This is a genomic window from Cellulomonas sp. PS-H5, assembly GCF_019265565.1.
Classification (GTDB): Bacteria; Actinomycetota; Actinomycetes; order Actinomycetales; family Cellulomonadaceae; genus Cellulomonas.
In genome coordinates, this window is the sequence record NZ_JAHVCI010000073.1 from 1 (window position 1) to 15,368 (window position 15,368).

Consider the following 15,368-nt stretch of genomic DNA (forward strand, 5'->3'; position numbering starts at 1 on the left):
CGGCCGGCCGGTCCCCCGGCCGGCCCGGGCCGCGCGGACCGGTGCCCGACCCGTCGTGCGAGCCCGTCCCGGCGCCCGGGCCCGTCGCCGACCCGGCCCCCGCCCCGGCCCACGCCTGGGCACCGGCGACCGCCCGCTGCCGCGCCAGGGACGCCTTGAACTTCACCACGTCGACCGCGCACCGCCGCAGCGCCTCCCGGCGCACCGCCTCGCTCGGCCGCACCGCGACCGCGTCGGCGTACACCGCCTCCTGCCGCCGGCCCGCCGCCACGAGGCCGTACGCGTCGACCACCACCCCCCGCCCGAGCACGCCGCGCTGCGCCCGCAGGCCGGGGTCCGCGAGCAGCGGCACCAGGTCCCGTTCCAGGTCGGCGCCGTCGCCGGGGCCCTCGCACAGCCAGCCGCCGTGCAGGAAGCCGCCGAGCGTGTCCCGGGTCAGCGCGCGCCACGCCCCGCGGTCGCCCTGCACGACGACGGGCTTGCCGAACGCCATGCCGCGCAGCACGGACGAGCCCATGCCGAGGACCACGTCCGCCGCGTCGTACGCCGCGCGGGGGTCGAGGAGCTGGCCGGTCACCACCACGACCTGCTCGCCGGCGGCCGCGTTCACGGCGTCCGCGCGGGCGGCCACCCGCGCCTGCTCGGGCCCCGTGCCGACGACGACGAGCCGCAGCGGTCCGGCTCCGGCGGCCGCCCGCGCGCGCGCCGCCGGGCCGGCGGCCAGCCGACCCACGACGTCGATCGCCGCGGCCACCCCGTCCGCCTTGCCCAGGTCCGTCGACAGCCGCCCGACGACGGACACGACCAGGTCGTCCGGGCGCAGGCCGAGCAGCGCCCGCGCGTCCGGCCCCGCGGCGCCGGGGGCGTCCCGCTCGGTGTCGATCGGCGGCTCGATCAGGTGCACCCGGTCCCGGAGCACGCGCTGCTGCTCGTGCAGCCGGCGGGTCCCGACGACCAGCGGCTCGTGCCGCGGCACGTGGTCGGGCACGTCCATCGACAGCACCGTCGTGACCAGGGGCGTGCCGAGCCGGCGGTGCGGGCCGAACGCCAGGTCGACCGACGGCCCCCACTCGTACCCGTGCACCACGTCGACGCCGCGGTCGACCACGAGCCGGCGCAGGGCGGCCATGTTCCGCGGGGACGGCCACCGGCCCTCCTGCGGGGCGCGGACGTACTCCAGCCCGAGCGCACCCACGAGCGGCACCAGGTCGCCGTCCGGCCCGAACATCAGCACGTCGTGCCCGGCGCGGGCGACCTCGTGCGCGAGCTGGACGGCGTTGAGCTGGCTGCCGCCGACCTCCATCACGCCCGGGTAGACGAGGATCCTCACGCGACCGCCCTCCCCAGCACCTCGACGACCTCCTCCTGCTGCACCGCGGTCAGGTGCGGGTGCATCGGGAGCGACAGGATCCGGTCCGCCGCGGCCTCGGCCACCGGGAACGCCCCGCGCCCGCGCCCGAGGTGCCGGTAGGCCCCGGTCAGGTGCAGCGGCACCGGGTAGTGCACGCCCGCGCCGACGCCCGCCGCGTGCAGCGCGGCCAGCACCCGGTCGCGGTCGTCCACCTGCACGACGTAGAGGTGCCAGACGTCCTCGTTCGCCGGGTCCGTCCGCGGCGGCTGCACCCCGGGCAGGTCCTGCAGCAGCGCGTCGTACCGGGCCGCTGCCGCGCGCCGGCGCTCGTTCCACCCGGCGAGCCGTTGCAGCTTGGCCTCCAGCACCACCGCCTGCACCGTGTCGAGCCGCGAGTTCATCCCGACGACGTCGTGCCGGTACTTCTGCGTGCTGCCGTGCCCGGCGAGCGCGCGCACCCGGTGCGCGACCTCGGCGTCGTCCGTGGTGACGGCGCCGGCGTCGCCGGCCGCGCCGAGGTTCTTGCCCGGGTAGAAGCTCGTGCCCGCCGCCAGCCCCAGCGCCCCCGCGGGACGCCCGTGCCGCCGGGCGCCCTGCGCCTGCGCCGCGTCCTCCACCAGCGGCACCCCGGCGTCGGCGGCGATCTTCGCCAGCTCCTCGACCGGCGCGACCTGGCCGAACAGGTGCACCGGCACGACGGCGGCGGTGCGCGGGCCGACGGCGGCGCGCACGGCCGCCGGGTCCACCAGCAGGTGCGCCGGGTCCACGTCGACGAGCACCGGCACCGCGCCGATCCGCGAGACGGCCTCGGCGGTGGCGACGAACGTGTTGACCGGCAGCACCACCTCGGCGCCCGGCCCGACCCCCACGGCGCGCAGCGCGAGCTCCAGGGCGTCCGTGCCGTTCGCGACGCCGACGCAGTGCCGCGCCCCGACCGCCGCCGCGTAGGCCGCCTCGAACCGCCCGACCGCGGGGCCGCCGACGAACGCGGCGGTCGCGAACACCTCGTCCAGCCCGGCGCGCACCTCCTCGTGCACCTCCGCCTGCTGGGCCGCCAGGTCGACCAGGGGGATCCTCATGCGCGCACCGCCCTCTCGTCGCGGCTCCCGGGGTCGCGGACCCCGTGCACGTGCCCGTCCACCGCCCGGTGCAGGGGCCGCGCCGGCACGCCCGCCCAGGTCTCGCCGTCCGGCAGGTCCGTCAGCAGCACCGCGCCCATGCCGAGCGTCGCGCCCGCCCCGACCCGGACCCGTTCCCGCACGGCCGAGCGCATCCCGAGGTACGCGCGCGGGCCGACCCGCACCCCGCCACCGAGCGTCGCCCCGGCGGCGAGCGTCGCGGCGTCCCGCACCTCGTCGTCGTGCGTCAGGGTCACGTGCGGCATGAGCACCACGTGCCGACCGACCCGGACGTCCGCGGTCAGCACGACCCCGGCCAGGAGCACCGACCCCGCGCCGACCGTGCAGCCGCCCGGCACCTCGACGGACGGGTGCACCACCGTCGCCCACCGGTCCGGGCCGACCCCGGCCGCGGCGAGCCGGGTGACCAGCCCCGCGCGCACCCGCCCGTGGCCCACGCAGGCGAGCACCGCCGCGTCCGGCAGCGCGGCCAGCGCGGGCAGCCCGCCGAGCACCGGCACGCCGCCGAGCTCGCTGCCGCGCGCCGCCGGGTCGTCGTCCAGCACCCCGACCGCCTCGTACGGCCCGTGCCGGCGGACCACCGCCAGCACCTCGCGCGCCAGCCCGCCGGCCCCGACCAGCACGAGCGGCCGGCCGCCCGCGGTCACCGGACCGCCGCCCGCAGGACGTCCACGACCCGGCCCTGCTCGGAGCCGGTCATCTCGTGGAACAGGGGCAGGATCAGGGTCCGGTCCGTCAGGCGCTCCGTGACGGGCAGCGGCGCCCGGCCGTGGTCCCCGCCGGCGTAGGCGGGCTGGCGGTGCGCCGCCATGATCCCCCGGCGCGCGGACACGTCCGCCGCGGCCAGCCGGGCCAGCAGCCCGTCCCGGTCCACCGGCGACCCGGGGAGCACCTCGACCCAGTACGACTGGAAGTTGCCGGTGCCCCACGGCGGGTCCGTCACCGGGCGCAGCGCCGGCAGGTCCGCCAGCTCGGCCGTGTACGCCGCGGCGAGCGCGCGGCGGCGCGCGACCGCCTCGGGCAGCCGGCCGAGCTGCACGAGGCCGACCGCCGCCTGCAGGTCGGTCATCCGGTAGTTGAAGCCGACCTCGAGGTACTCCTCCGCCGGGGCGAGCACGGCGCCGTGCCGATCGGCGGCGGACGCGCTCATCGCGTGCTCGCGCAGCCGGCGCGCCCGGGCGGACCAGTCGGCGCGTCCCGTGGTGAGCATCCCGCCCTCGCCGGTCGTGAGGACCTTGCGCGGGTGGAACGACCAGGCCGCCACCTCCGCCCGCGCGCCGACCGGCAGCTCGCGATAGGTCGACCCGGCCGCGCAGGCGGCGTCCTCGACGACCACGATCCCGAGCGGGTCGGTCAGCGCCCGGACGCCGTCGAGGTCGACCGGCACGCCGCCCTGGTCGACGGCGACCACCGCGGCGGTGCGCGCGGTGAGCGCCTCGGCGACCGTCGCCGCCGTGAGGTTGCCCGTCCCCGGGTCGACGTCCGCGAAGACCGGCCGGGCGCCCGCGTGCACGACCGCGTTGGCCGTCGCGACGAACGAGAACGACGGGACCACCACGTCGTCGCCCGGGCGGACCCCGGCGACGACGAGCGCCAGGTGCAGCGCCGCGGTGCAGGACGACAGGGCCACCGCGTGGCCGGCCCGCTGGGACGCGGCGAAGGCGTCCTCGAACGCCGCCACCCGAGGGCCCTGGGCCACCCAGCCGGAGGCGAGCACCTCGGTGACCGCGGCGACCTCCTCGGCGCCGAGCCACGGGCGCATCACGTGCAGCGTGCTCACGGGACCACCGCCGCGGCAGCCGCGCGTCCCGCCGCCACGTCAGCCCGCCGCGGGCGCCACCAGTCGACGAGCTCGCGCAGCCCTTCCTCCAGCCCGACCTCCGCGACGAACCCGAGGTCGCGCCGCGCGGCCGCGGTGTCGGCCAGCCGCCGCGGCACCCCGTTCACCGCGCGCTCCGGCCCGTGCTCGACGGCCAGGTCGCTGCCCATCACCAGCAGCAGCGCCTCGGCCAGCTGCAGCAGGGACGTCTCCGTCCCGCTCGCCACGTTGTACGCGCCCTCGACCACGCCGGACGTCGCCGCGAGCACGTTGGCCCGCGCCACGTCCCGGACGTGCACGAAGTCCATGGTCTGCCGCCCGTCGCCGAACACGAGCGGCGGCAGCCCGTCGGCGATCCGCTCCATCCAGCGCACCAGGACCTCGGTGTACCGGCCGTGCACGTCCATCCGGGGCCCGTACACGTTGAAGTACCGGAGCATCACGGTGTCGAGGCCGTGCGTCGCCCGGAACGCCCGGGCCATGCCCTCGGTGAACGACTTGGCCGCGCCGTAGAAGGTGTCGTTGTTGTGGTGGTGGTGCCGCTCGCCGGTCGGGAACTCCTCCGCGGCGCCGTAGACCGACGCGCTGGACGCCGCGACCACCTTCCCGACGCCGTGCTCGGCGGCGGCCTCGAGCACGGTGAACGTGCCGTCGACCAGCACCTCGAGCGCCAGCCGCGGCTCCTCGGCGCACTGCGTGATCCGGATGGCGGCCTGGTGCAGGACCAGGTCCGCCCCGCGCACGACGTCGTGCACGGTGTCCCGGTCCCGCAGGTCCCCGACGACGAGGTCGACCCGGCCCGTCGCGAGGGCGGCCGCCAGGTTCTCCCGCCGGCCGCGCGACAGGTCGTCCAGCACCACCACCCGGCCCGCGCCCGCCGCCAGCAGCTGGTCGACGAGGGTCGAACCGACCGTGCCCGCGCCGCCCGTCACCAGGACGCGGGCACCCGCCACCGCGGTCACCGCCGCCGGCCCTTCGGCCCGGCCCCGACGAGCTCGCCGCGCGCCACCGGCACGAGCCGGCCGCCGTCCGACAGGCTGAGCGAGGCGGACTCCAGGACGTCGAGCACCCGCAGCCCGGCGTGGCCGTCGGTGAGCGGCGCCCGGCGCCCGCGCACGGCGGCCGCGAGCTCGTCCACCACCGCGGCCAGCGCCTCGCGCTCCGGGAGCGCGGGCGACCAGGCGTCGCCGAGCCGGTACGACACCCGCGCGGTCGTCCGGTCGGGCAGGCCCTCCCCCGGGTCGACCCCCCGGTCGTACACCGTGAGCCGCTGCTGCGGCGCCAGGTCGTCCCAGACCAGCGTGCGCCGGCTGCCGCCGACGACCATCTGCCGGATCTTGGTCGGGCTCAGCCAGTTGACGTGCAGGTGCGCCAGGGCCCCGCCGGCGAGCGGCAGGGTGAGGTAGCCGACGCACGAGCGACCGACGCCGAGCGGGTCGCCGCCCTGCGCTGCGACGCCGGTCGGCACCAGCCCGCCCGGCACGACGAAGTCCAGGATCGACAGGTCGTGCGGGGCGAGGTCCCAGAACACGTCGACGTCCGGCTGCACCAGCCCGAGGTTGATCCGCACCGAGTCGACGAAGTGCAGGTCGCCGAGCGAGCCGTCGGCGACCAGGTCGCGGATCGCCCGGACGACGGGCGTGTAGCAGAACGTGTGGTCCACCATCAGCACCCGGCCGACCTCGGCGGCGCGCGCGACCATCCGCCGGGCGTCCGCGCCGTTCGCCGCGATCGGCTTCTCGACCAGGACGTGCTTCCCGGCGTCGAGCGCGGCGAGGACGATCCCGGCGTGCGTGGCCGCGGGCGTGGCGACGGCGACCGCGTCCAGGTCGGCCCGGGCCAGCACCTCGGCCGCGTCGGTGACGACCTCGACCGTGCTGCGCCCGCCGACCACCCGGCGCGCGCGCTCCGCGTCCCGGTCGCACACCGCGACCAGGTCCCACTCCGGCGACGCGCGGAAGTTCCGGGCAAGGTGGGGGCCCCAGTACCCCGCGCCGATCACCGCGACCCGTAGCGGATCTGCCATGGCGGCTCGCCTCCTCCTGACGTAGCCGTAGTCTTGCCAGCCCGATTCGGACATGTCACGCATACCGGACATTTCTCACCCGCTGCGGCACCACCGCGGCGCGCGGGCCGTGCGTATCGTCCGGAGGGTCGCGCCGTCCGGCTCCGGGCGGGCGGCACCGGGAGGCCGCGTGGACGCCAGCCAGGACCCCGAGGTCGCCGCCGCGCCCGTGATCGCCCCCGGCGCGGACGTCGACCCCCGCGCGGCCGTGGGCCCGGGGACCCGCGTGTGGCACCTCGCCCAGGTCCGCGAGGACGCCGTGGTCGGCGCGGACTGCGTCGTCGGGCGCGGCGCCTACCTCGGGCCGGGCGTGCGCGTCGGCGACCGGTGCAAGATCCAGAACCACGCCCTGGTCTACGAGCCCGCCGTGCTCGAGGACGGCGCGTTCGTCGGGCCCGCGGCGGTGCTCACCAACGACCTGCACCCCCGGGCGGTTAACCCCGACGGCACGCTCAAGCAGCCCCACGACTGGCAGGCGGTGGGCGTCGTCGTGCGCGCGGGCGCCTCCGTCGGTGCGCGCGCGGTCTGCGTGGCGCCGGTGGTCGTCGGGCGGTGGGCCCTCGTCGCGGCGGGCGCGGTCGTGACGCGGGACGTGCCGGACCACGCGCTCGTCGCGGGCGTGCCCGCGCGCCGCGTCGGCTGGGTCGGTCGCGCCGGCGAGCGCCTGGTGCCCGACGGCCCCGGCCGCTGGCGCTGCCCCGTGTCGGGCGACGCCTACGTGGAGGACGCCGCGGGGCTGCGCGCCACGACGCCGGCGGACGACGCCGGCCACCCGCACACCACGGTCCCCCGGCGCGCTCGGCCGCGGCCGCCCGACCGCCCGCACGGGACCGGCACGGAGACCGCCGACCTCGCCGCCCGCGTCCGCGCCCTGCTCGCCGCCGCCGACGGTCCGGCGGCCGGCGAGACCTCGCCGGTCTCGGACCGCCCCATGTTCGGGGGCGTCTCGTTCTTCCTCGGCGAGGCGATGATCGCGAGCGCGCGCGGGAGCGGCGACCTGCTCGTGCGCGTCGCCTCCGACCGGCACGACGAGCTCGCCGACCGCCCCGGTGCGGCGCCGTCCCGCATGGGCGGGCGCACGATGGGCCGCGGGTGGCTGACGGTGGAGTCGGCGGCGGTCGCCGACGACGAGGACCTGGCCGCCTGGCTCCGCCTGGCCCGCGAGGGCGCCCCCGACCGCCGTCCGTCCCGCTGAGGACGGTGCGTCAGGCCGGCGCGCGCTCGCCGGTGAGGTGCACCGCGAGGACCGCCACGTCGTCGTCCTGGTCCGCGTGGTCGAACCGGCGCAGGAGCACGTCGCACAGGTCGTCGGGCTCCAGCGTCCCGACCGCCGCCGCGACCTCGGCCATCCGGTCCAGCGCGTCGCGCAGGTGCCCGGACCGCCGCTCGAGCAGCCCGTCCGTCACCAGGACCAGCGTGCACGGGCCGTCCGTCGCGACCCGGGCCACCGCGCGCTCCCCCGGCGCGGGGACGCCGAGCAGCGGCGACGTCGCCCGGAGGTACCGCGCGCCCTCCGAGGTGACGAGCAGCGGCGGCAGGTGGCCGGCGTTCGCGACCTCGATCGTGCCGTCCCGCAGGTCGAGCACCGCGACGCACACCGTGACGAGCTCGGGGTGGCTGCGGCGCAGCAGCGTGTTCAGCAGGTCGAGCGCCCGCGCGGGCGGGTGGCCCTCCAGCAGGTACGCGCCGAGCGAGAACCGCAGCTGGGCCATGACCGTGGCGGCCCGGAGCGAGTGCCCCTGCACGTCGCCGATCACCACGGCCACCCGGCCGTCGGGCAGGTCGATCGCGTCGTAGAAGTCGCCGCCCACGCTCAGCTGCGCGTCCGACGCGCTGTACCGCGCGGCCATCCGCACCCCCGCCGGCGAGGGCAGCGTGTGCGGCAGCATCGAGCGCTGCAGGGTGAGCGCCACCAGGTGCTCCTGCGCGTAGGACCGCAGGGTCGCCAGCGCGCCGTTCAGGGCGGCCCGGAGCTGCTCGGCGAGCTCGCGCTCCTCCGCGTCGAACGGCTCCGGCGTCGCGACCGCGAACCCGCCGATCGTCCGCCCGGCCGCGTCGGTGAGCGGCGAGACGTGCCACGCGGTGGGCGCGACGCCCGCCCGGTCGAGCATCTCGCGCCACACCCCCGGGGTGTCGGCCGCGGGCAGGTCGTAGGGGTCGGGCGTGGGCGGCTCGGTGGCGGGCGCCAGCAGGCGGCCGCGCACCACCGGCCGGCCCGGCCCCGGGCTGACGACCCGGGTCGCCATGCCGTCGGGCGCCGTCGCGATGACGACGACCGGGGCGCCGAACACCGTGGCGCCGCCCTGGGCGGCCTCCGCCACCAGGTCGTCCAGGGACCGCGCCGACGCGAGGGGCACGACCGCCGCCGCCAGGTCGGCGAGCCGGCGGGCGTGCTCGGTGATGCCGCGCCGGGCGGCGTGCGACCGGCAGAGGGCCGCGACGGTCACCAGGAACTCGTCGCGGTCGAGCGGCTCGACCAGGTACGCGTCCGCGCCGCGCTGGAGGCCGGACGTCCGGGACCGGGCGTCGATCGAGGTCGCGGAGACGTGCATCACCGGGACCGCGGTCGCCGCGTCGGCCTTGATCCGCTCGCACACGTCGAACCCCGACATGTCGGGCAGGTTGACGTCGAGCACGACCGCGTCGTGGCCCGCGGCCAGCTCCAGGGCGTCCCGGCCCGTGCCGGCCTCGGTCACGGCGTAGCCGGCACGCCGCAGCCAGCTGGCCATCACGTAGCGGTGCGCCTCGGTGTCGTCGACGACCAGCACGCGGCGCTGGTCCTCGGCGGTCGCGGTCACGGGGTCGCCCCGCCCGCCGGCGTGCCGTCGTCGGCCGGCGCCTGCGGCCCGCACGCCGCCCGGAGCGCCCGCGCCAGGCCCGCCGCGTCCAGCTCCGCCTTGTCGAGGAACGGCGCGTCCACGGCGGGGCGCTCCGCGCTCGACATCAGCACCACCGGCAGCCCGGCGGTCCGCGGGTCCGACCGGAGCGCCGCCAGCGTCGCCGGGCCGTCCGTGCCGGGCATCCGCACGTCGAGCAGCACCACGTCGGGCAGCGCCGCGGCGGACGCGAGCACCGCCAGGGCCTCGGCCCCGTCCCGCGCCTCGAGCACCTCGGCCGCCGCGTCGGCGAGCAGGCCGCGCAGGACGACCCGGCCGGCCTCCTCGTCGTCGACGACGAGCACCCGGCCGAGCGCGGGCACGTCGGTCCGGTCCAGCGTGAGCGTGAAGGTGCTGCCGCGGCCGACCTCGCTCGCGACCTCCAGCGACCCGCCGAGCGCCTCGGCGACCCGGCGCGCGTACGGCAGGCCGAGCCCCGTGCCCTTCACCGACGGCTGCAGCCGGTTCGGCACCTGGAAGAACTCCTCGAACACCTCGCCCTGGTGCTCCGCCGCGATGCCCAGGCCGGTGTCCTCGACCGCCACCACCACGGCGCGGCCGTCGGCCGCGCGCCCCGCCCGTACGGTCACGGCACCCTGCTCGGTGAACTTCGCCGCGTTGGTCAGCAGGTTCCGCAGCACCCGCTCCAGCAGCTCCGGGTCGGTGTGCAGCACGAGGTCGCCCGCGACGTCGACCCGCAGGTCCACGCCCGGGCGGAGCAGCGGCTGCACGGTGCCGGCGAGCTCCGCCAGCATCGCGCGCAGATCCACCCGGACCCGGTGCACGTGCTGGCGGCCCGACTCCGCGCGCGCCAGGTCCAGCAGCTCGTTCACCATCCCGAGCAGCGACCGGGCGCTGGCGTCGAGGTAGCCGACCTGCACCCGCTGGTCCGCGTCCAGGTCGCCGTCGGCGAGCAGCGAGGACAGGCCGAGGATCGAGTTCACCGGCGCCCGCAGCTCGTGGCTGACGCTGCGCAGGAACCGGGTCTTCGCGTCGTTGGCGGCGGCGAGCTGCCGCCCGCGCTCGTCCAGCTCCGCGTACAGGGCGACGACGCCGCTGTTGGTCTCCTCCAGCTCGTCCGAGAGCTGGGTGTACATGGCGAGGACCCCGCGGTTGGTCTCCTCCAGCTCGTCGTTGGCCCGCACCAGCTCGGCCTCCCGTGCGGCCAGCGCGTCGAGCGCGCGGACGAGCTCGGCGTTCTGCACCCGGAGCTCGCCGAGGGCGTCCGCCGACCGCGGCCGGGACAGCGCCGCGCGCACCTGCTCGACCCGGCCGCCGAGCAGCGCGCCGTCGGTCAGCAGCTTGTGCAGCACCACGACCCGCCCGCCCGGCCCGTCGGCGACCTCGACCCCGTCGAGCAGCCGCTCCGCCGCCGCGACCCCGGTCAGCTCGCCGTGCGGCTCCCCGGCCCCGAGCGCGCCGTGCACGTGCACGACCAGACCGGCGTGCGGCGGCTCGGTCACGTGCAGCACGGCGCGGCCCCGGCCCCGGGACACGACCTCGCGGCCGACCTCGGACAGCGCCGTGGCGAGCCGGACCTGGTCCTGCCGGTCGAGGCCCAGCGCCTCGGCCGCCTCCCGGCCGACCTGGCGCAGCACCACGAGGTCGCCCTCGCCGACGATCTCCACGGTGACGAGCTCGCGCAGCGGGCCCGCGGCCCCGGGCGCCGGCAGCCTGCGCCGCGGGCTCACGCCGGGACCCCGGCCCGGGCGACCACGACGCTCGCGTCGTCCCGCCGGACCCCGAAGTCGCGGAGCAGCACGGCCGCCGTCACGAGCGGCGACCGCCCCAGCAGGCCCGGGTAGGGCTCGAACGAGTGCCGCTCGGTCACGCCGTCGCTGTGCAGCACGACGACAGCGCCGCGCGGCAGCGGGTACGACGTCTCCCGGATCGTGCGCGCCTGGGCCCCCACGATGCCGGGGTGGCTGATCATCGCCCGCCGGGTCACGCCGTCGTCCACCACGCCGGCGATGTTGCCGACGCCCGCGTACCGCACCTGGTCGGGGTCGAGCCGCGCGACCGCGGCGGCGGCGCCGCGCGTCCCCGCCAGCGCCCGGTGCACCACGCGCAGCAGGTCGGCGGGCCCGGCCGGCGCCGCCGCGCGGAACGCCCGCACGGCCTCGGCGCTCGCGACCGCGGCCAGCGGCCCGTGCCCGAGCCCGTCGGCGAGCAGCAGGGTCCGCACGCCGTCGTCCTCGCGGATCGCGTACGCGTCGCCGCAGACCTCCTGCCCCGTCATGGGGCGGGTGAGGCCGACCGCGGACGGCGCGGGCACCGGCGCACCGGCCTCGGCCGCGAACGCCGCCGTGAGCACCGTCCCGGCGCCCGGCCGGGTCCACACGTCCCAGCCCGACGCCATCCGCACGACCGCGCCGAGCCCGATGCCCAGGGTCCCCGCCGAGGACGTCCCGTCGACCACGGCCGCGTCGACGTCGTCGATGCCGGGCCCGGAGTCGAGGGTGAGGACCTCCACGACCGGGCCGGCCGCCGCGTGCCGCAGCCGGAGCAGCACCGCGCCCGAGCCCGCGTGCTTCACCAGGTTCGCCGTCAGCTCCGTCACCGCGAGGCCGATCTCGCCCGCCCGGTCCGCGCCCATGCCCACGCGCTCCGCGAGGGCAGCCGCGGCACGCCGGGCGGCGCCGGCCGCGCTCACGTGGTCGGCCGTGATCCAGGCGACGTCCTCGACGGTGGCGTCCGCGGTCACCGCGACCACGAGGCGATGGTGACGCGCGTGCCCCGGCCCGGCGCGGTGTCGATCTCGAACTGCTCCACGAGCCGGCGGGAGCCCGACAGCCCGAGCCCGAGGCCGCTGCCGCTGGTCCAGCCGTCGGTCATGGCCTGGTCCAGGTCGGGGATGCCGGGTCCGTCGTCTCGGAACTCGACCCGGACGCCCGTGCGCCGGCCGTCCGCGAGCTCCGACAGCACGGCCTCGCCGCCCCCGCCGTAGATGAGGGTGTTCCGGGCCAGCTCGCTCGCCGCGGTGACCAGCTTGGTCTGGTCCACCAGCGACAGCCGCGCCGCCTGGGCCAGCGCGCGCACCGCCTGCCGCACCCGGACCACGTCGCCGTCCGAGGAGATGGCCAGCCGCTGCGCCGCGTCCGGCTCCACGGCCGTCACGCGCGGTCCGCGTCGAGCCCGAGCAGCAGCGCCTCCGGCGAGGTCGCGTCGGCGGGCTGCAGCATCCGCAGGCCCTTCTCGACGTCGAGGGCGGTCTTGACGCCGTCGAGCTGCAGGCCGAGCTCGACCATGGTGATCGCCACGGCGGGCCGCATGCCGACCACGACGGTGGTCGCGTCGAGCACCCGCGAGATCCCGGCGATCGACGACAGCATCCGGCCGATGAACGAGTCGACGATCTCCAGCCCGGAGATGTCGATCAGCACGCCGCGCGCCCCGGTCTGCGTGATGCGCTCCGCCAGGTCCTCCTGCAGCTGCAGCGCGGTCTGGTCCTGCAGGTCGACCTGGATGGAGACCAGCAGCGTCGACCCGAGCTTGAGGATCGGGACGGCGTCCATCAGGCGATCGCCGCCTTCGCCGTGCCGTTGGCGCGCAGGGCCGCGACCAGCGCGTCGGCGAGCGTCGCCTTGGTGCTGATGTCGCCGAACTCGATGCCGAGCGCCACGATCGTCTGCGCGATCTGCGGGCGGATGCCGGAGATCGTGCACTCCGCGCCCATGAGGCGCGCCGCGACCACGGTCTTGAGCAGGTGCTGCGCGACCTGGGTGTCGACCGCCGGGACGCCGGTGATGTCGATGATCGCGTGCTCGGAGCCGGTGTCCACGAGGGTCTGCAGCAGCTTCTCCATCACGACCTGCGTGCGCGCGGAGTCCAGCGTGCCGACGAGCGGCACCGCGACGACGCCCTCCCAGAGCTTGACGACGGGGGTGGAGAGCTCGAGGAGCTGCTCGGCCTGCTCGGCGATGATGGCCTCCCGGGCCGCGGCGAAGGACTCGAAGGTGAACAGGCCGAGGTCGTCGACCAGCCGGACCAGGGCCATGAGGTCGGCGAGGCCGGTGCCCTGCTCGTCGGCCGCGAGGGCGTACAGCCCCTCCTTGAGCGCGAACACGCCGATCGCGGTCTCGCGCGGGGTGAACCCGAGGCGGGCGCGCGTCGCCGACAGGTCCGCGAGCAGGCCGCGCAGGCCGTCGAACGCGGGATCGGTCAGCCGCAGGCCGCCCTGGCGGAGCCCGCCGACGAGCGCGTCGAGGATCTCGCCCTGCTCCCGCCCGGCCTCGGAGCGGGTGGTCCGGCCGCGGAGCTCGGTGATGACCGCCTCGAGCCAGGTGTCGGATATGTCGGCGCGCCGGCTCTCCAGGATCTCGGCGAGGCGGGCGGCGTCGGCTCCGGGCATCTGCTCAGGTCTCCGTTCGGGGTGCGGCTGGCCTGCCGGGGGGGCGGGCGCGGGCGCGATGCTACAGCGCAGGTCAGCGTGGCGCGCGGCGGACGCCCTCGGCAGCCCGCGGCGCGCAGGCCGCGGGCCTGCCGGTAGCGTCGGGCGGGTGAGCACCGGCACCGACGACCTGGTCCGCGGGGACCGCATCGACGCCGGGCTGGTCCGCGCGCTGCTCGTCGAGCAGCACCCGCGGTGGGCCGACCTGCCCCTGCGGCCCGTCGACCACGGCGGGAACGACCACCGGATGTTCCGGCTCGGCGACGACCTGGCCGTCCGGCTGCCCAGCGCGCCCGGCTACGTCCCGCAGGTCGCCAAGGAGCAGACCTGGCTCCCCCGGCTCGGACCGCACCTGCCGCTCCCGGTCCCGGAGGTCCGGGCGGTCGGCGAGCCGTCCGAGCGGTTCCCCGCGCCGTGGTCGGTGTACCGCTGGCTCCCCGGCACCCCGCTGGCGCGCGCCCGCGTCGACGACCCGGTCCGGCTCGCGGCCGACCTCGCCGGGTTCCTCGTCGCGCTCCGCGGCTGCGACACGGCCGGCGCGCCCGCCCCCGGGCTGCACAGCGCGTTCCGCGGCGGGCCGCTGGAGCACTGGGACGACGAGGTCGGCGACATCCTGCACCGGGTGCACGGCCGGGAGCGCGACGTCGCCGCGGGCCTGTGGCGGGACGCCCTGGCGGCGCCGTTCACGGGCGAGCCGACCTGGCTGCACGGCGACGTCGCCGTCAACAACCTGCTGGTCCGGGACGGGGCGCTGGCGGCGGTGCTCGACCTCGGCTGCTCCGCCGTCGGCGACACCGCCTGCGACACGACGCCGGTGTGGACCTGGCTCACGGGCGCCGCGCGGGACGTGTTCCGGGCCGAGCTCGGCGTGGACGACGCGACGTGGGCCCGCGGGCGCGGCTGGGCGGTGTGGAAGGCGCTGATCCTCGTCACGAACGAGCCGCCCGAGCAGCGCCGGCTGGCCCGGCACGTGCTGGACGAGCTGCTCGCGGGCGTCTGAGCCCCTCCGGGTCGGCCGGCGCCGGGCTCAGCCCCAGGACGCGCCGAGCGACCCGGCGAGCGCGCGCCCCTGGGCGTGGCCCGCCCGCGCCGCCACCGGGCGGAGCGCCGGGTCCATCGCCCGCTCGCCGAACAGCCCCGGGTCGGCGGGCACGACGACCTCGACCTCGCTGCCGCCGGCGCGCAGGTCCGCGACCTGCGCCGTCAGGTCCAGCCGCCACCCCGCCGGGGTCAGCGACGCCCCGCCCAGCGGCGCGAGCACGAGCACCCGCCCGCAGCCCGCGGCCAGGTCGGCGTTCTCGCCGCGCCGGTGCGCGCCGTCGACAAACCACCGGTCCCCGACGGGGTACGCGGGCCCGCCGGCGCAGCTCGCCGCGACGGCGTCCGCGAGGTCGACCCCGCTCGTGCGGTCGAACACCACCGGCTCCCCGGTGCGGGCGTCGACCGCGGTGAGCAGCAGCCGACCCGCGGGCCAGTCCGGGCGCGGCAGCCGCGCGGCGACGGTCGCCCGCCAGCGTGCGGCGGCGTCGGGGCCCACCGCGGCGGCCCTCTCGAGGGCGTCCGCGCCGGTCCGGCGGCGCAGGTCCGCGGGGTCGGCGGCGGAGGCGATCAGCGCACGCCGGCGCGCGAGGTGCTCGGCGACCCCGCCGGCGGGCGCGGTCCGGGCCGGGAGTGCGCCCGCCACGCCGGCGGACCCCGGGCCTGGCGGACGCCCCTCGCCCCGCACCG

At 78.0% G+C, this 15,368-nt stretch carries 14 protein-coding genes and 2 pseudogenes; 3 read left to right on the forward strand and 13 right to left on the reverse strand.

The genetic code is table 11. The features are described 5' to 3' along the window. The 6 genes from J5O08_RS18670 to J5O08_RS18695 all read right to left on the reverse strand — a co-directional run. On the reverse strand, positions 1-1,330 hold a 1,330-nt coding region (locus tag J5O08_RS18670), incomplete at its 3' end, for a glycosyltransferase family 4 protein (RefSeq protein ID WP_218708412.1). Next, positions 1,327-2,430 carry a DegT/DnrJ/EryC1/StrS aminotransferase family protein gene (locus J5O08_RS18675; RefSeq protein ID WP_218708414.1) on the reverse strand — a complete coding sequence of 368 codons (1,104 nt, stop codon included), beginning with the start codon at positions 2,428-2,430 and terminating at the stop codon, positions 1,327-1,329. The genes J5O08_RS18670 and J5O08_RS18675, both read right to left, overlap by 4 nt. Continuing rightward, positions 2,427-3,137, reverse strand: a complete 711-nt coding sequence (locus J5O08_RS18680) for a NeuD/PglB/VioB family sugar acetyltransferase (RefSeq protein ID WP_218708415.1) — start codon at positions 3,135-3,137, stop codon at positions 2,427-2,429. The genes J5O08_RS18675 and J5O08_RS18680 overlap by 4 nt, the downstream gene beginning before the upstream one ends. Further along, complete coding sequence (locus tag J5O08_RS18685) at positions 3,134-4,252, reverse strand: DegT/DnrJ/EryC1/StrS aminotransferase family protein (RefSeq protein ID WP_218708423.1); 1,119 nt, start codon at positions 4,250-4,252, stop codon at positions 3,134-3,136. The genes J5O08_RS18680 and J5O08_RS18685 overlap by 4 nt, the downstream gene beginning before the upstream one ends. A gap of 14 nt (positions 4,253-4,266) precedes the next feature. Then, positions 4,267-5,271, reverse strand: a complete 1,005-nt coding sequence (locus J5O08_RS18690) for an NAD-dependent epimerase/dehydratase family protein (RefSeq protein ID WP_218708416.1) — start codon at positions 5,269-5,271, stop codon at positions 4,267-4,269. Continuing rightward, positions 5,268-6,335 (reverse strand): Gfo/Idh/MocA family protein, encoded by a 1,068-nt coding sequence (locus J5O08_RS18695; protein ID WP_218708417.1) that lies wholly within the window; start codon positions 6,333-6,335, stop codon positions 5,268-5,270. Before J5O08_RS18695 ends, J5O08_RS18690 begins: the two co-directional genes overlap by 4 nt. Positions 6,336-6,543: 208 nt before the next feature. On the opposite strand from J5O08_RS18695, the pseudogene J5O08_RS18700 reads away from it, so the two are divergent. Together J5O08_RS18700 and J5O08_RS21895 are read left to right on the forward strand one after the other, a co-directional pair. Beyond that, positions 6,544-7,113: pseudogene (locus J5O08_RS18700) on the forward strand (acyltransferase); the annotation flags it as partial. 183 nt (positions 7,114-7,296) lie between these two features. Beyond that, positions 7,297-7,569 (forward strand): annotated as a pseudogene (locus J5O08_RS21895) (TfoX/Sxy family protein); the annotation flags it as partial. 10 nt (positions 7,570-7,579) lie between these two features. Here J5O08_RS21895 and J5O08_RS18710 read toward each other — a convergent pair. From J5O08_RS18710 to J5O08_RS18735, 6 genes are read right to left on the reverse strand one after another with little or no spacing between them, the layout of a single operon-like run. After that, the gene (locus J5O08_RS18710; protein WP_217616957.1) at positions 7,580-9,172 is read right to left on the reverse strand and encodes a SpoIIE family protein phosphatase; all 1,593 of its coding nucleotides are present in this window, start codon (positions 9,170-9,172) and stop codon (positions 7,580-7,582) included. Further along, positions 9,169-10,941 (reverse strand): ATP-binding protein, encoded by a 1,773-nt coding sequence (locus J5O08_RS18715; RefSeq protein ID WP_218708418.1) that lies wholly within the window; start codon positions 10,939-10,941, stop codon positions 9,169-9,171. The genes J5O08_RS18710 and J5O08_RS18715 overlap by 4 nt, the downstream gene beginning before the upstream one ends. After that, a complete protein-coding gene (locus tag J5O08_RS21790; RefSeq protein WP_218708419.1) occupies positions 10,938-11,963 on the reverse strand; it encodes a SpoIIE family protein phosphatase in 1,026 nt (341 codons plus the stop codon). The genes J5O08_RS18715 and J5O08_RS21790 overlap by 4 nt, the downstream gene beginning before the upstream one ends. Then, positions 11,951-12,367 (reverse strand): ATP-binding protein, encoded by a 417-nt coding sequence (locus J5O08_RS18725; protein WP_217616954.1) that lies wholly within the window; start codon positions 12,365-12,367, stop codon positions 11,951-11,953. The genes J5O08_RS21790 and J5O08_RS18725 overlap by 13 nt, the downstream gene beginning before the upstream one ends. Further along, on the reverse strand, positions 12,364-12,765 hold the full coding sequence (locus J5O08_RS18730; protein WP_147793567.1) for an STAS domain-containing protein: 402 nt from the start codon (positions 12,763-12,765) through the stop codon (positions 12,364-12,366). Before J5O08_RS18730 ends, J5O08_RS18725 begins: the two co-directional genes overlap by 4 nt. Further along, positions 12,765-13,601, reverse strand: coding sequence for an STAS domain-containing protein (locus J5O08_RS18735; protein ID WP_218708420.1), 837 nt, complete (start codon positions 13,599-13,601; stop codon positions 12,765-12,767). The genes J5O08_RS18730 and J5O08_RS18735 overlap by 1 nt, the downstream gene beginning before the upstream one ends. Positions 13,602-13,749: 148 nt before the next feature. Here J5O08_RS18735 and J5O08_RS18740 point away from each other — a divergent pair, with 148 nt between their 5' ends. Further along, a complete protein-coding gene (locus J5O08_RS18740; protein WP_308281720.1) occupies positions 13,750-14,640 on the forward strand; it encodes an aminoglycoside phosphotransferase family protein in 891 nt (296 codons plus the stop codon). 27 nt (positions 14,641-14,667) lie between these two features. Here J5O08_RS18740 and J5O08_RS18745 read toward each other — a convergent pair. Continuing rightward, the coding region (locus tag J5O08_RS18745) for a patatin-like phospholipase family protein (RefSeq protein WP_218708422.1) at positions 14,668-15,368 on the reverse strand (701 nt) is incomplete at its 5' end.

Excerpts from the sequence above, each read along its gene's own strand:
- J5O08_RS18675 (WP_218708414.1), bottom strand. The coding sequence starts at position 2,430 with ATGAGGATCCCCCTGGTCGACCTGGCGGCCCAGCAGGCGGAGGTGCAC.
- J5O08_RS18685 (WP_218708423.1), bottom strand. The coding sequence starts at position 4,252 with ATGCGCCCGTGGCTCGGCGCCGAGGAGGTCGCCGCGGTCACCGAGGTG.
- J5O08_RS18695 (WP_218708417.1), bottom strand. The coding sequence starts at position 6,335 with ATGGCAGATCCGCTACGGGTCGCGGTGATCGGCGCGGGGTACTGGGGC.
- J5O08_RS18730 (WP_147793567.1), bottom strand. The coding sequence starts at position 12,765 with ATGGACGCCGTCCCGATCCTCAAGCTCGGGTCGACGCTGCTGGTCTCC.
- J5O08_RS18735 (WP_218708420.1), bottom strand. The coding sequence starts at position 13,601 with ATGCCCGGAGCCGACGCCGCCCGCCTCGCCGAGATCCTGGAGAGCCGG.